The organism is Streptomyces sp. P13-3-3, from assembly GCF_050571355.1.
In the GTDB taxonomy this organism is placed as follows: Bacteria; Actinomycetota; Actinomycetes; order Streptomycetales; family Streptomycetaceae; genus Streptomyces; species Streptomyces althioticus.
This window is the reverse complement of sequence record NZ_CP192228.1, coordinates 5,336,729-5,350,920: the sequence shown is the minus strand read 5'-3', so window position 1 is coordinate 5,350,920 and position 14,192 is coordinate 5,336,729. Positions and strand designations below refer to the sequence as shown.

Genomic DNA, 14,192 nt, shown 5'->3' with positions numbered 1-14,192 from the left:
ATCGAATGTCAGCGGCGGCGCACTCCGGGCGACACCGCGAACCGCTCCACGGCCCGGAACAGCGCGAGCGTGATCAGCGCGAGCACCGCCACCAGCGTCGCCCCGCCGACGACCTTCTCGTAGTTCCGCTGGTAGAGACCGTCGATGACGTACCGGCCCAGGCCGCCGAGGCTGACGTAGGCGGCGATGGTGGCCGTGGACACGATCTGGACGGCGGCGGACCGCAGGCCGCTGAGGATCAGCGGGAGCGCCACCGGCACCTCCACCCGGAACAGGATCCCGGACTCGGGCATGCCCATCCCGCGGGCGGCGTCGACGGGGGCGGGGTCCACGGTGCGGATCGCCTCGTACGTGGTCACCAGGATGGGCGGTACGGCGAGCACGACCAGCGGGATCATCACCGGCAGCAGGCCGAAGCCGATGAGCAGCACGGAGAGCACCAGCAGGCCGAAACTGGGCAGGGCGCGGGCCGCGTTGGCGACGACGGCGATCGCGTTGCCGCCGCGTCCGGTGTGCCCGGTCAGCAGCCCGACGGGCAGGCCGATCGCCGCGGCGACCGCGAGGGCCAGCAGGGTGTACTGGACGTGCTCCGCGAAGCGGGACGGGATGCCGTCGTAGCCCTGCCAGTGCGCGCTGTCGCTGAAGAACGCCTGGGCGAAGTTGAGGACGTTCACCGGGCGGCGCCCTTCGTGAGGAGTTCCTCGCCCGGGGCGGTGTTCCGTTGCCGTCCGGAGCGGGGCATCCACGGGGTCAGCGCGCGGCGCAGGGCGACCAGCGCGGCGTCGCACAGGACCGCCAGGACCGCCGTCGTCAGCACGGCGTTCGCCGCGAGTTCGGGCCGGTCGTACTTCTGCGCGGCGGCCATCAGATTGCCGAGGGCGCCCTGGTTGCCGATGAGGGCGCCGACGCTCACCAGGGAGATGCTGGACGCGGTGGCGACCCGCAGGCCGGCGATGATCGCGGGCGCGGCGATCGGCAACTGCACCTGGAGGTACCGCCGTACGGGGCCGAAGCCCATGGCGGTGGCGGCAGAGAGGGTCTCGTCGGGCACCGAGCGCACGCCGTCGGCGATCGCCGGCACCAGCACCACCAGGCTGTACAGGGCCAGCGGGATCATCACGGTCAGCTCGGTCTGGCCCGTCCAGTCGATGAGCACGACGAAGAACGCCAGGGACGGCACCGCGTAGAGCACGGTCGTCACGCCGAGCACGGGCGGGTACAGCCAGCGGTACCGGTTGCACAGCAGCGCCAGCGGCAGGGCGAGCAGCAGGCCCGCGGCCACCGGCAGCAGCGCCTCGCGCAGATGCACGCCGATCAGCCCGGCCCAGCTGTGCTGGAGGTCGCTGGGGATGTCGAAGAAGCCGTTCATCCGGCGACCTTCTCGTCCTCGCCGCGCGCCGCGTCCGGGTCCGCGTCCGGGTCCGCTTCCGCCTGCGTGTGCGCCGCGCGGATGGCCTCGCCGACGGTCTGCTGGGAGACCACGCCGGTGACCTTGCCGTCCGCGTCGACGGCGACCGCCCAGCCGGTGGGCGAGAGGACCGCGCAGTCCAGCGCGGCCCGCAGCGAGTCCGTGCCGGGCCGGAACGGACGCCCGTACGACAGGAGCCGGTCGTCGTCGCTCCCCCGCTCCCGCCAGCCGAGCGGGCGGCCCTCGGCGTCGGTCACCAGCAGGTACGGGGCCTCCGTGGCGGCGAGGCGCTCGGCGGGCGCGTCGGCCGGGACGACCGCGTCGGTGGTCAGCTCCAGCGCGTCCGAGGCGAAGAAGGACAGCCGGCGGATGCCGCGGTCGGCGCCGAGGAAGTCCTCGACGAAGGCGTCGGCGGGGTTCGACAGGAGTGCGGCGGGCGGCGCGTACTGGGCGAGCCGGCCGCCCTCGCGCAGGACGGCGACCATGGTGCCGAGCTTGATGGCCTCGTCGATGTCGTGGGTGACGAAGACGATGGTCTTGCCCAGTTCGTCCTGCAGGCGCAGCAGTTCGTCCTGGAGGCCCTTGCGCACCACCGGGTCGACCGCCGAGAACGGCTCGTCCATCAGCAGGACCGGCGGGTCGGCGGCGAGCGCCCGCGCCACACCGACGCGCTGCTGCTGGCCGCCGGACAGCTGGTACGGGTACCGCCCGGCCAGCGAGGCGTCGAGCCCCACCCGCTCCATCAGCTCCGCGGCCCGCTCCCGGGCGCGCTGCTTGCCCCAGCCGAGCATGCGGGGCACGGTCGCGATGTTGTCGGCGATGGTGCGGTGCTGGAAGAGGCCCGCGTTCTGGATGACGTAGCCCATGGAGCGTCGCAGGGTCGTCACCGGCCGGTGCTGGACGTCCTCGCCGTCGAGGAGGATCGTGCCCTCGGTGGGCTCGACCATCCGGTTGATCATGCGCAGGGTGGTCGTCTTGCCGCAGCCCGAGGGGCCGACGAGGACGGTGATCGAGCGGTCGGGGATCTCCAGCGACAGCCGGTCGACCGCCACCGTGCCGTCCGGGTACCGCTTCGTGACTGAGTCGATCCGTATCAAGACGCCGCTTGCCCTTCGGGTGGCAGAAGATGGTCGGCCGAGGTCGCCCGCGCCGTGTGCCGGTCGAGTGTAGACGTCGGTACCGACGAGGCCCCGGGAAGACGCACGGGACCCCGGCATCGGGGCGGCCCGGGGGCCACGCCGCCACCTGCCCGGATCCCGGCGGGCCAAACCACCTTCCGCGACCTGACGGGGTGTCGGCCGTACTCGCTTTCCTGTCGGTTCGCTGTCGATCAGGTCCCGGTCGGGCAGCGGCCTCCAGGCCGAGGGGGGCGGTGGCGCAGTATGGGCGGGTGGACAGAGTGCGACTGCTCGTGGTGGACGACGACCCTCCGATAGCCGACCTGGTGGCGACGGTCGCCCGGTACGAGGGGTGGGAGGCGGTCACCGCCCACACCGGCGAGGAGGCGCTGCGCCGAGCGGACGCGTTCCGCCCGGACATCGTGGTGCTCGACCTGATGCTGCCGGACGTCGACGGGTTCGGGGTGCTGGACGGACTGCGCCGCTCCGGGCGGATGGTGCCGGTGGTGTTCCTCACCGCGCGGGACGGGGTCGCCGACCGGGTGGCGGGACTGACCCGGGGCGGGGACGACTACCTGGTCAAGCCGTTCGCGGTCGAGGAGCTGATGGCGCGGCTGCGGACGGTGCTGCGGCGCAGCACGGGCCCGGACTTCCCGCGGTCGGTGCTGCGCGTGGGCGATCTGACGATGGACGAGGACACCCGTGAGGTGCGGCGCGGCGGCCATGTGCTGGCGCTCACCCCCACCGAGTACGAGGTGCTGCGCTACCTGATGCGCCGCTCCCCCACCGTGCTGACGAAGGCGCAGATCCTCGACCACGTGTGGGAGTACGGCTTCGGCGGACGGTCCAACGTGGTGGAGCTGGTGGTCAGCCGGCTGCGGCGCAAGCTGGACGCCACCGGCGCGCCGCTGATCCGCACCGTGCGGGGTTTCGGGTACGTGATCCGGCAGGCGGGCGAGTGAGGGCCGCCGCCCGGCGGCTGCGGGACACCTACCGGCGGATGCGGCTCGGCACCCGTCTGGCGCTGGGCCTCGGGGTGCTGTCGCTCGCGGTGTTCGCCGTCGTCGGCACGGCGCTCACCGCCTACATGCGGGACTACCTGGAGCAGCAGCTCGGCGATCAGCTCAAGCTGATCCAGACCGTGCAGGCCAAGGACGCGGCGGCGCACGGCACGGTACGGCGCAAGCCGTACTACGGCTGGTACACGGCGGTGTACGACGTCAGCGGCGACTCGGTCGCGCTGCGCCGGCCGGCCGACGTGCCCGACGACACCCGGCCGCTGTCCGAACTCGCGCGGGCGATGGCGCGGTCCGACACCGAGCTGGTGCGCACCGCGCGGATCGACGGGGAGGGCACCTACCGGCTGCGGGGCTGCGAGGTGGAGCCGGGGGTGGTGCTGGTGAGCGCGGCCCCGGTGGAGGACGTGGAGAAGACCGTCGAACGGCTGGTCACCGTGCAGGTGGTGGTGTTCGCGCTGGCGCTGACGGCGCTGGTGGTGTTCGGGCGGCGGATGCTGCGGCGCGGGCTGAAGCCGCTGAGCGACATGGCGCACACCGCGCACGGCATCACCTCGCACGACCTGACCGAGGCGGCGGCCCGGCTGCCGCTGCGCGTGGACGGACGCGACGGCGGACGGGAAGTGGCGGAGCTGCGCACCGCGTTCAACACGATGCTGGAGCACATCGACGACTCCCTCGCGGTCCGCGCGGAGGCGGAGCTGCGGCTGCGCCGCTTCGTCGCGGACGCCTCGCACGAACTGCGCACCCCGCTGATGTCGGTGCGCGGCTACGCGGACCTCTTCCAGTACGCCGCCGCGAACGAACCCGCCGAGCGGGAGAAGCACCTGGCGCGGCTGCGGGCCGAGGCGGCGCGGATGGGCATCCTCCTGGACGACCTGCTGCTGCTCGCCCGGCTGGACGCGGAGGAGGTGGAGGCGCCGCTGCGGACGGCCGACACCGACCTGACGGAGCTGGTGCAGCAGGCGGCGGACGCGTTCCGCGCGGGCCGCCCCACCCATCCGCTCACGGTGACCGCCCACGCCACAGGACCGCTGGTCCTGCGCCTCGACCCGCAGCGGATACGGCAGGTGCTGGACAACCTGCTCGCCAACGCGGCCGTGCACACCCCGCCCGGCACCCCGGTGTCCGTCGAGCTCGACGCCGTCCCCGGGACGGTCCTGGTGCGGGTCGCCGACGCGGGCCCGGGCATACCGGCGGACCACCGGGACCGGGTCTTCGACCGCTTCTACCGCGTCGACAAGGCCCGCACCCGTGACCGCGGCGGCAGCGGGCTCGGTCTGGCGGTCGCCCGCTCCCTGGTCCGCGCCCACGGCGGCGACATCGGCCTGACGAGCCGGCCGGGGGCGACGGTGTTCACCGTCCGCCTGCCGTACCGGGGTCTTACGGAGGTGTGACGTGCCGGGCGCGCAGCCGTTCCCGACGCGGTCACGGGCTTAGCGTGACGCCATGCGTGTGCTGGTCACCGGCGGTGCCGGTTTCATCGGATCCCATGTCGTCACGGCGCTGCGGACGCGCGGCCACGAACCCGTCGTGTTCGACGTCCGCACCGACCCGGCGGCGGACGTCCGCTCGCCGGACGCGGTGCGGGCGGCCCTCGACGGCGTGGACGCGGTCTGCCACCAGGCGGCCATGGTCGGCCTCGGCACCGGCTTCGCCGACGCGCCCGAGTACGTCTCCCGCAACGACCTCGGCACGGCCGTCCTGCTGACCGCGACGGCCGACGCGGGCGTACGGCGGCTGGTGCTGGCCGGCTCGATGGTGGTGTACGGCGAGGGCCGCTACGAGTGTCCCGAGCACGGCGTCGTACGCCCGGGCCCGCGCGCCGAGGAGGACCTGGCGGCCGGACGCTTCGAACCCCCGTGCCCGGTGTGCGGGGCCGCCCTCGCCCCGGGCCTGGTCGACGAGGACGCCCCCGCCGACCCGCGCAACGTGTACGCCACGACCAAGCTGGCGCAGGAACACCTGGCCGCGGCGTGGGCGCGCGCGACGGGCGGCTCGGCGGTGTCGCTGCGCTACCACAACGTGTACGGCCCGGGCATGCCCCGGGACACCCCGTACGCCGGGGTCGCGTCCTTCTTCCGCTCCGCCCTGGCCCGCGGCGAGGCCCCGCGCGTCTTCGAGGACGGCGAGCAGCGGCGGGACTTCGTCCACGTCCGGGACGTGGCGTCGGCCAACGTGGCGGCCCTGGAGGCGGATCCGCCCGCCGGCGCCCTCACCGCGTACAACACGGGCAGCGGCACACCGCACACGGTCGGCGAGATGGCCCAGGCCCTCGCCGAGGCCCACGGCGGCCCGTCCCCCGTCGTCACCGGCGACTACCGCCTGGGCGACGTCCGCCACATCACGGCGGACTCCACCCGCCTGCGCACGGCCCTCGGCTGGAAGCCGGAGGTCACCTTCGAGGAAGGAATGAGGCAATTCGCCGACGCCCCATAGGCGCGCGGGACGCGCGCCCAACCCCCACCGACCCGCACGGGCCCCCCAGGGGCGCGGGGAACTGCGGGAACACCCCCCACCGACCCGCACAGGCCCCCAGGGGCGCGGGGAACTGCGCGAACACCCCCCACCGGCCCGCACAGGCCCCCAGGGGCGCGGGGAACTGCGCGAACACCCCCCACCGGCCTGCGGTGAACCCCCAGCCCCAAGCCCCCTCCCCCCGAAAAAGAACAACCCTCACCCCGCCAGAGGCAACGTCACCTCGAACCGACACCCCCCGTCGACATTCCGCACATCCGCCCTCCCCCGATGCGCCTCCACAATCCCCCGCACGATCGCCAGCCCCAACCCCGCCCCCGCCGGAGGCGTCCGCGCATCGCTCCCCCGCCACCCCGTGTCGAACACCCGAGGCAGATCCTCCTCGGGAATCCCCCCGCACCCGTCCGTGACGGACAGCACCACCCCCTCCCCCGCCCGCCGCGCGGACACCGCGACCGTCCCGTCCGCCGGCGTCCGCCGAATCGCGTTCACCAGCAAATTCCCCAGCACCCGGCTCATCTCCCGCCCGTCCACCTCCACCGGCACGGGCTCCACGCCGTCCCCGACGAGCCGCACCCCATGCTCGCGCGCGAGCGGATCCGCACCGGCGAGGGCGTCACCGACGAGGTCGTACACACTCATCCGCGCCGGTGACAGCGACAGCGCCCCCGCGTGGATTCGGGACAGCTCGAAAAGGTCCCCGACCATGTCGTTCAGCCGCTCCACCTCCGTACGGATCTGCCGGAGATAGCGGTCGGGGTCGGCGGCCACCCCGTCCTCCAGCGCCTCGGCCATGGCACGCAGCCCGGCGAGCGGGGTCCGCAGGTCGTGCGAGATCCAGGCGACGAGCTCACGTCGCGAGGACTCCAGGGCCCGCTCCCGGTCCCTGGACTCCGCGAGCCTCACACTCGTGGCCTCCAGCTCCCGGCTCAGCGCGGCGAACTCGGCGGCGGCCGGCCCGTCCGGGGCGGCGAAGTCCCCTCCGTCCCCGAACGACCGGGCCGCCAGGGCGAGTTCCCGGCTCCGGGCGACGACCCACCGCCCCAGCAGCAGCGCCGTGACGAGCGAGACGACCGCGGCCATGGCCACGACGGTCGTCACCACGCTCAGGTCGTGCCGCGACAGGAACATCGCGCGGGCGACGGCCAGCGTCCCCGCCAGCATCGCCGCGACCGCGACGGCGGCGACGACCGCCATGTGCGCGGTCAGCGACCGCCGGCGGATCAGCAGCAGGACGCCCGCGCCGAGCACCCCGGCCGTGGTGGCGCCGAGGAACGCGAAGAGGGCGATGAGCAGAGCGTCGCGCACCGGCCTACGCCTCCTCGGTCGACGCGGGGTCGAAGCGGTAGCCGACGCCCCACACGGTGCGGATGAGCCGGGGCCGCGCCGGGTCGTCCTCGACCTTGCCGCGCAGCCGCCGTACGTGGACGGTCACGGTGGACAGGTCGCCGAAGTCCCAGCCCCACACGTCCCGCATCAGCTCCTCCCGGGCGAACGCCCGCCCGGGGTGGGCGAGGAAGAACGCGAGCAGATCGAACTCCCGTACGGTCAGAGCGAGCTCGACCCCGTTCTTGAAGGCCGTCCGGGCCTCCGGATCGACGCTGAGCCCGGCCGCCCGCAGCACACCGGAACCGGAGCCGTCGCCGGACGGGTCCGCCACCGGGCGCACGCGCCGCAGTACGGACCCCACCCGCAGCACCAGCTCACGCGGGCTGAACGGCTTGGTGACGTAGTCGTCGGCCCCGACCTCCAGGCCCAGGATCCGGTCGTCCTCGTCGCCGCGCGCGGTGAGCATGATGACCGGCACCGGCCCCTGCCCGCGCATCCTGCGGCACACCTCGAGGCCGTCCATGCCGGGCAGCATGAGGTCCAGGACGACCAGGTCGGGCCGGTGGGCGGCAGCGCGGGCGAGGGCGTCGGGGCCGTCGCCGGCCCGGTCGACGACATACCCGGCGCGGTCGAGGTAGCCCGTGACGATCTCGGCGACGGTGGGGTCGTCGTCGACGACGAGGACCCGGGCTCCGGCCCCGCCGCCGGTGGGTGGCTGCTCCATGCCGTCCAGCCTCGCACTCCGCGCGCGCGAACCGGCCGGGGCGGGCGCCGACGTCCGAGTTTCGTAAGAAGCCGATGCCCGGTATGCCCGTTTCGCGTTCGTAGGGTGAGAGCCGTGACCACCTCCCCCTCTTCCCCGGAACCGCCATCGGTCGGGCCGGCCCCGTCCGTGGACGTCGTCCTGCCGTGTCTCGACGAGGCCGCCGCGCTGCCGTGGGTGCTGCGCCGGATCCCGCCCGGCTGGCGGGCGCTCGTCGTCGACAACGGCTCCACCGACGGCTCCGACCGCGTCGCCCGCGAGCTCGGTGCCACGGTCGTACGCGAGGCGCGGCGCGGTTTCGGCGCAGCCTGCCACGCCGGGCTGACCGCAGCGACGGCCGACATCGTCTGCTTCTGCGACTGCGACGCCTCCCTCGACCCGGCGGACCTGATGCCGTTCGTCGACGAGATCCGCTCGGGCGGCGCCGACCTGGTGCTGGGCCGGCGCCGCCCGCAGGGGCGGGGCGCCTGGCCGCCGCACGCCCGCGCGGGCAACGCGGCCCTCTCCCTGCTGCTGCGCCGCCGTACCGGACTGCGACTGCGCGACCTCGGCCCGCTGCGGGCGGCCCGGCGCGAGGAACTGCTGGCCCTGGACCTGACCGACCGGCGCAGCGGCTACCCGCTGCAGATGGTGGTGCGCGCCGCCGACGCCGGCTGGCGGATCACCGAGCACGACGTGCCGTACACCCCGCGCACCGGCGCCTCCAAGGTGACCGGCACCTGGCGCGGCACCTACCAGGCCGTACGGGACATGAGCCGGGTGCTCCAGGAGCCGCCCGCGCGCGAGGGGGTGACGCCGTGACGGCGCCGGAGGTGACGCTGCTGGTCATCGCGAAGGAGCCGCGGCCGGGGCGGGTGAAGACGAGACTGACCCCGCCGTTCACGCCTGAGGAGGCGGCGGCGCTCGCCGAGGCCGCGCTCGCCGACACCCTCGACGCGGTGGCGCGTACACCCGCGCGACGCCGGGTGCTGGTGCTGGACGGGTCGCCGGGGCCGTGGCTGCCTGCCGGTGTCGAGGTCGTGCCGCAGTGCGCGGGCGGCCTCGACGAGCGGCTGGCCGGCGCGTTCGCCGGGTGCGACGGGCCCGCGCTGCTCATCGGCATGGACACCCCGCAGGTGACGCCGGAGCTGCTGACGGTGGACTTCGCGGACTGCGACGCCTGGTTCGGCCCGGCCGCGGACGGCGGCTTCTGGGCGCTGGGCCTGGCCGCCCCCGACCCCGGCCTGCTGCGCGGGGTGCCCATGTCGACGCCCCACACGGGGGCCGCCCAGCGGCGGCGGCTGGACGGGCTGCGGGTACGGGACCTGCCGCCGCTGCGGGACGTGGACACGGCCCAAGACGCCGCGGCCGTCGCGGACGCGGCGCCCGACGGACGGTTCGCCGCGCGGCTGGCCCGGCTGACGGCGGCCCGCCGGTGAGCGGGGCACGCGCGACGGCCACGCCCCCGCTCGGCCCCCCGCGCGCCCCCGCCCGTCCGGTACCGGCCGCCGACCCCTGGTCGGCCGACCCGTACGCCGACGCGCTGCGCGCCGGGCGGGGCCCGCTGTTCCTGCGCCGCACCGACGGCTGGCTGCTGCCGCTCGACGTGGAGCGCTGGTGCGCGGAGCCGGACCCGGCCGACCTGGACGTGCTGGGGCGCTGCGAGGGCGCGGTGCTGGACGTGGGCTGCGGACCCGGCCGGCTCGTGGCCGCGCTCGGCGCGCAGGGGCGCCGGGCGCTCGGCATCGACGTCAGCGAGGCGGCGGTGGCGCACACGGTCCGGCGCGGCGGCCGGGCGCTGCGGGCCTCCGTCTTCGACCCGCTGCCCGCCACCGGGCGCTGGGACACGGCCCTGCTCATGGACGGCAACATCGGCATCGGCGGCGACCCGGCCGCGCTGCTGGACCGGCTGGCCCGGGTCCTCACCGCGGGCGGTCTGCTGATCGTGGAGACGGTGCCGGACCCGGAGGCGGACGAACGGTCTTTGGTCCAGGTCACCGACGCCCACGGCAGCCCCGGCGAACTCTTCCCCTGGGCCCGCCTCGGCACTCGGGCGCTGCTGCGCCACGCCCGTGCGTGCGGCTGGCGCCCGGAGGACCGGTGGTCCACTCCCACCCGCACCTTCGCGACCCTCCGCGCCGCGCCCCGGGCCCCGGCCGACACGGCGCGGACCGGCGCCCGGTAGGCAGACCGGACGCCCGGCCTCCGGTCCCCCGGCCTTCCCACTCCGGACGTCCGACGCCCCGGCTCCAGCCTGCGGGCTTGCGACCTCCCGACTCCGTGGCCCGGGGCTCCGGCCCTGCGACCCCCCGGCTCCGTGGCCCGGGCTTCCGGCTCGGAGCTCCGACCCTGCCACCTCCCGAACCCAGGCCTCCGGCTCCCCCGCTCAGATTCTCCCCCCCCCCGGCCACCCGGCCCCGGGCTTCCGGCTCGGAGCTCCGACCCTGCCACCTCCCGAACCCAGGCCTCCGGCTCCCCCGCTCAAATTCTCCCCTCCCGGCCACCCGGCCCCGGGCCTCCGGCCCGGAGCTCCGACCCTGCCACCTCCCGAACCCAGGCCTCCGGCTCCCCCGCTCAGGTCCTCCGCCCCCGGCCACCCGGCCCCTGCCTCCTGGCTCCCGGGTTCGGGCCGGCGACTCCGGGTCGGCGGCCTCCCTACGGAGGTAGGCGTTCCCGTCGCGTCTGCCCCGGCAGGTCGACTCGCTCCGGCATGTGTCGCACCCGGTGCGACACCGGCGTCGCATCGCCGGTTCGGGACGCCCCAGCTCACGAGGCGGTCCCCTGTGCGCTGCGGTCTCGTTCACGGGGCATGCGTACGGGTGGAGGACGACGTCCTCGTCCGCCCCGACACGAGGAGCAGCCGCATCGTGGGAACCGCCGTCCACGTTCCGCAGACCCGGGACATGCTCGGAGACGAACTCTCCGGCGACGAAGCCCTCACCGCCCTGCGGCGGTACGGGGGCCTCAGGCTGCTGGCCGACTCCTTCACCCGGTTCCGCTACGCGGACGGCTTCACCAACGCCCGGGCCCTCGCCTTCCAGGTCGTGCTCGGCCTGGTCCCCTTCACCGTCGTGCTCGTGGGTCTCGCCACGTCGGTGCACACGGAGAGCGTGGGCCGGGTCATCGAGCTGACCCTCGGCCGGATCGTGCCGGGCGCCAGCGCGGACGTCGTCGAGAAGGCCTTCGAGGGCACCCGGCGCAGCGCCGGCAGCGACGTGTGGAGCACGGTCGCGCTCTGGCTGGGCCTCGGGTTCGCGGTGCTGAACCTCGCCTCGGCCATGGCGCAGATCGAGCGGGGCGCCAACCGCATCTACGGCATCGAGCGCGACCGCCCCTTCGTCCGCAAGTACGGCCGGGCCCTGGCGCTCGCCTTCACGGCCGGCCTGCCGATGGTCCTGGGGTTCCTGGTGCTCGTCGCGGGTGAGACGGTCGGCGACGCCGTGGCCCGCACCCTCGGCCACGAAACGGGCGGGGCCGCGTGGTGGGCCGTGCTGGACGTACCGGCCGGACTGCTGCTCGCCTGGCTCGCGTCGGCGGCGATCCTGCGCTGGTCGCCCCGCCGCGACCAGCCCGGCTACACCTGGCTGGCCTTCGGCTCGGCGGTCCACCTGGTGCTGTGGATCTCGGCGACCTGGCTGCTCGCGCTGTACGTCGGACGGAGCGGGGCCTTCGGCGCCGTGTACGGTCCGCTCACGGCCTTCATCGCCCTGCTGCTGTGGGCCAACCTGACCGCCGTGGCGCTGTTCCTCGGCATCGCGTTCTCGGCCCAGTTGGAGGCGGCCCGGGCGGGCGTCCGTACGCCGGTGGAGCCGGACCCCGGACCGGGCGCCTGATCTACCCCCTGGCGGCCCCCCGCCGTCGAGGCCCGGAGCCCCGGCCGTCCGGCCCCCGTCACCGGGCCGGGTTCAGGCCGAGGCCCGAGGCGAGGGTGGGCCAGGAGGTCTCGAACTCCGTTCGCCACGCGGACCACGCGTGTGTGCCGCCCCGGTACAGGTGTGAGCGCGCCGGGACGCCGAGGGCGTCGAGCCGGGCGACGAACTTCCGCGCCTGCGACCACAACGTGCCTTCCAGCACGGCGCCTTCGAGGTTGCCGAAGTCGTCGCTGGGCAGGCCGCTGCCCTGCGAGACGTACAGGTGGGTGCCGTGCAGCCGGTCCGCGAGCCGGTAGGGGTTGTGGGCCGACCAGTTGGCCCACTGCAGGACGGCGCTGCCCCACAGGGCGGCCGGCAACTGTCCCTCCCGGGCGACGATCGCGCCGACGACGGTGCGCATGCCGGTGGCGGTCGTGTCCAGGATGCCGCTGTAGGACGCGGCGGCCGCGAACGTACCGGGTCTGCGGGCCGCGAACGCCAGGGCGCCGTAGCCGCCGGTCGACACCCCGGCGACGGCCCTGGCCGGCCCCGCGTGGAACTCCTCGCGCAGCAGCCCCATCACCTCGTCGATCTGGAAGGTCTCGTAGTCGGCGCCGCCGCGGCCGAAGTTCCACCAGTCGGTGGGGATGCCGGTGGGCCCCGCCGAGGGCATGACGGTGATGACCTCCTTGTCGGCCAGGAACTCCTCGACGTCCGTCTCCCGCGTCCACGAGGTGTGGTCGTCGTGCGCGCCGTGCAGCAGGTAGAGCACCGGCCGCTCACGGTCGGGCGTCTCGGCGTACGAGTCGGGGAGCAGCACCCGTACGGGGACGTCCGCGCCCACGGCCGGGGAACGGACGGTCAGGTCGACGGTCCGCTCGTCGAGCCAGTGGCGTTCGACGATCTCGGCGGCCGCCGCCTCCTCCCTCGCGGACGTCGTCGTGCCCTGTGCGGTCGACGCCACGAGCGCGCCGCCCGTCGCGAGCATCGCGGCGGTGGCGGTGAGTGCGGCGAGGCGGGTGCGGAGGGATCTGCGGTGCCGGCGGGTGCGTCGCATCAGGGCTCCATCGGGACGGTGTTCGGCGGGAGGCCGGAGGGGTCGAGGGCGCGGATCAGGTCCGCGGCGAGGGCGTCCACCGCCGGCGGGTCCAGCAGCGCCAAGTGGTGGGCGGGCAGGTCGGTCACGGTCAGGTCGGGGCAGTGGGCGTCCCAGCCGAGCGTGGCGTCGGTGCGTTCGTAGCGGGCGTCGCGGACGGTGTGCGGCGCGGGCCGCGTCGCCCGGTACAGGAGGGTGCGGCCCGGGTACGGGCCGGGGCTGTGCCGTTCCGCGCTGCGCAGGTCCAGGTAGGAGGAGCGCTGGTGGGTCAGGACGGCGGGCGGCAGGTCGACGGCCTTCTCCAGCAGCGCGAGCACGAGATCGACCTGCGCGGTGTCGTCCATGGCACCCAACTCCTCGTAGGGGAGATTCAGTTCGGCCCCGTACACGGTGTGCACGTAGGCGGCGAAGCCGGCGAAGCGGCGCCGTGCCTCCTCCGCCGGGGCGGTCACGGGCGGGGCCGGCAGGGGAAGGATCGAGTCGACGAGGATCAGTGCCGTGACCTCGCCCTCCCGGCTCAGCAGCCGGGCCGTCTCCTGGGCGACGACTCCCCCGTACGACCAGCCGCCGAGGGTCCAGGGGCCCTCGGGCCGGATCTGTCGGATCCGGCGGGCGAACTCGGCGGCGCGGGAGGGCACGTCGTCCGGGTGTTCCAGCCGGTCGAAGCCGTACACCGGCCGGTGTCCGTCCAGGCGGGCGGCCAGGTGACCGTACACGTCGGAGGAGCCGCCGGCGGCGTGCGCCAGGAACAGGGGCGGGTGCGGCCCGGTCCCGGGGAACGAGCGCAGGACTCCGGGCATGCCGTGCACCGCTTCCCCGGGGTGTGCGAGGGGCGGCAGGGCGGACGGGGCGGGCGCGTCGTCGAGCAGGCCGGCCACGCCGCGCAGGGTGCCCTGGCGCAGCAGCACACCGAGCTCCGGCGCCGAGCCGAACTCCCCGAGCACGGCGGTCCTGATGCGGACCGCGGTGAGCGAGTCGAGGCCGAGGTCGGTGAGCGGGACGTTCGGGTCGAGCCGCTCGACGGCGGCGGCGAACGCCGGTTCCGCCGCGAGCAGTTCGCGTCCCATGCCGGGCCACTGGGAGCCGTATCCGGAGAACACCCAGGGCGCGGTCGGCGGTGACGAGGTGGGTGTCCGGGTCGCCCCCGGCGAGGC

General features: G+C 75.0%; 14 protein-coding genes. 7 read left to right on the top strand and 7 right to left on the bottom strand.

Annotated elements, in window-relative coordinates:
• Positions 1-8: 8 nt before the first annotated feature.
• The 3 genes from ACQZOG_RS24085 to ACQZOG_RS24075 are packed head-to-tail and all read right to left on the bottom strand — an operon-like array spanning position 9 to position 2,505.
• Positions 9-674: an ABC transporter permease gene (locus ACQZOG_RS24085; protein WP_037642308.1), complete on the bottom strand. Its 666-nt coding sequence runs from the start codon at positions 672-674 to the stop codon at positions 9-11.
• Positions 671-1,369 (bottom strand): ABC transporter permease, encoded by a 699-nt coding sequence (locus tag ACQZOG_RS24080; protein ID WP_033273991.1) that lies wholly within the window; start codon positions 1,367-1,369, stop codon positions 671-673. Before ACQZOG_RS24080 ends, ACQZOG_RS24085 begins: the two co-directional genes overlap by 4 nt.
• Positions 1,366-2,505, bottom strand: coding sequence for an ABC transporter ATP-binding protein (locus ACQZOG_RS24075; protein ID WP_230229363.1), 1,140 nt, complete (start codon positions 2,503-2,505; stop codon positions 1,366-1,368). The genes ACQZOG_RS24080 and ACQZOG_RS24075 overlap by 4 nt, the downstream gene beginning before the upstream one ends.
• A 293-nt stretch (positions 2,506-2,798) precedes the next feature.
• On the opposite strand from ACQZOG_RS24075, the gene ACQZOG_RS24070 reads away from it, so the two are divergent.
• The 3 genes from ACQZOG_RS24070 to ACQZOG_RS24060 are packed head-to-tail and all read left to right on the top strand — an operon-like array spanning position 2,799 to position 5,981.
• The gene (locus tag ACQZOG_RS24070; RefSeq protein ID WP_033273993.1) at positions 2,799-3,488 is read left to right on the top strand and encodes a response regulator transcription factor; all 690 of its coding nucleotides are present in this window, start codon (positions 2,799-2,801) and stop codon (positions 3,486-3,488) included.
• Between the two features lie 38 nt (positions 3,489-3,526).
• Positions 3,527-4,939, top strand: coding sequence for a sensor histidine kinase (locus ACQZOG_RS24065; protein ID WP_033274172.1), 1,413 nt, complete (start codon positions 3,527-3,529; stop codon positions 4,937-4,939).
• Between the two features lie 52 nt (positions 4,940-4,991).
• Positions 4,992-5,981, top strand: a complete 990-nt coding sequence (locus ACQZOG_RS24060; RefSeq protein ID WP_230229362.1) for an NAD-dependent epimerase/dehydratase family protein — start codon at positions 4,992-4,994, stop codon at positions 5,979-5,981.
• A 237-nt stretch (positions 5,982-6,218) separates the two neighbouring features.
• Here ACQZOG_RS24060 and ACQZOG_RS24055 read toward each other — a convergent pair whose 3' ends face one another.
• Both ACQZOG_RS24055 and ACQZOG_RS24050 read right to left on the bottom strand, forming a co-directional pair.
• A complete protein-coding gene (locus ACQZOG_RS24055; RefSeq protein WP_359498524.1) occupies positions 6,219-7,328 on the bottom strand; it encodes a sensor histidine kinase in 1,110 nt (369 codons plus the stop codon).
• Between the two features lie 4 nt (positions 7,329-7,332).
• On the bottom strand, positions 7,333-8,073 hold the full coding sequence (locus ACQZOG_RS24050) for a response regulator transcription factor (protein ID WP_163089575.1): 741 nt from the start codon (positions 8,071-8,073) through the stop codon (positions 7,333-7,335).
• A gap of 105 nt (positions 8,074-8,178) precedes the next feature.
• Here ACQZOG_RS24050 and ACQZOG_RS24045 point away from each other — a divergent pair, with 105 nt between their 5' ends.
• The 4 genes from ACQZOG_RS24045 to ACQZOG_RS24030 all read left to right on the top strand — a co-directional run bounded on the left by ACQZOG_RS24045 (position 8,179) and on the right by ACQZOG_RS24030 (position 11,924).
• The gene (locus ACQZOG_RS24045; protein ID WP_387786955.1) at positions 8,179-8,913 is read left to right on the top strand and encodes a glycosyltransferase family 2 protein; all 735 of its coding nucleotides are present in this window, start codon (positions 8,179-8,181) and stop codon (positions 8,911-8,913) included.
• A complete protein-coding gene (locus ACQZOG_RS24040; RefSeq protein ID WP_430741792.1) occupies positions 8,910-9,530 on the top strand; it encodes a TIGR04282 family arsenosugar biosynthesis glycosyltransferase in 621 nt (206 codons plus the stop codon). Before ACQZOG_RS24045 ends, ACQZOG_RS24040 begins: the two co-directional genes overlap by 4 nt.
• Positions 9,527-10,276: a class I SAM-dependent methyltransferase gene (locus ACQZOG_RS24035; protein ID WP_351031847.1), complete on the top strand. Its 750-nt coding sequence runs from the start codon at positions 9,527-9,529 to the stop codon at positions 10,274-10,276. Before ACQZOG_RS24040 ends, ACQZOG_RS24035 begins: the two co-directional genes overlap by 4 nt.
• A 682-nt stretch (positions 10,277-10,958) precedes the next feature.
• Positions 10,959-11,924, top strand: a complete 966-nt coding sequence (locus ACQZOG_RS24030) for a YihY/virulence factor BrkB family protein (protein WP_058917998.1) — start codon at positions 10,959-10,961, stop codon at positions 11,922-11,924.
• Between the two features lie 58 nt (positions 11,925-11,982).
• Here the strand turns inward: ACQZOG_RS24030 and ACQZOG_RS24025 are convergent, their stop codons facing one another.
• Both ACQZOG_RS24025 and ACQZOG_RS24020 read right to left on the bottom strand, forming a co-directional pair.
• A complete protein-coding gene (locus ACQZOG_RS24025; protein WP_430741791.1) occupies positions 11,983-12,999 on the bottom strand; it encodes an alpha/beta hydrolase in 1,017 nt (338 codons plus the stop codon).
• A complete protein-coding gene (locus tag ACQZOG_RS24020) occupies positions 12,999-14,138 on the bottom strand; it encodes an alpha/beta fold hydrolase (RefSeq protein ID WP_430741790.1) in 1,140 nt (379 codons plus the stop codon). Before ACQZOG_RS24020 ends, ACQZOG_RS24025 begins: the two co-directional genes overlap by 1 nt.
• Positions 14,139-14,192 lie beyond the last annotated feature (54 nt).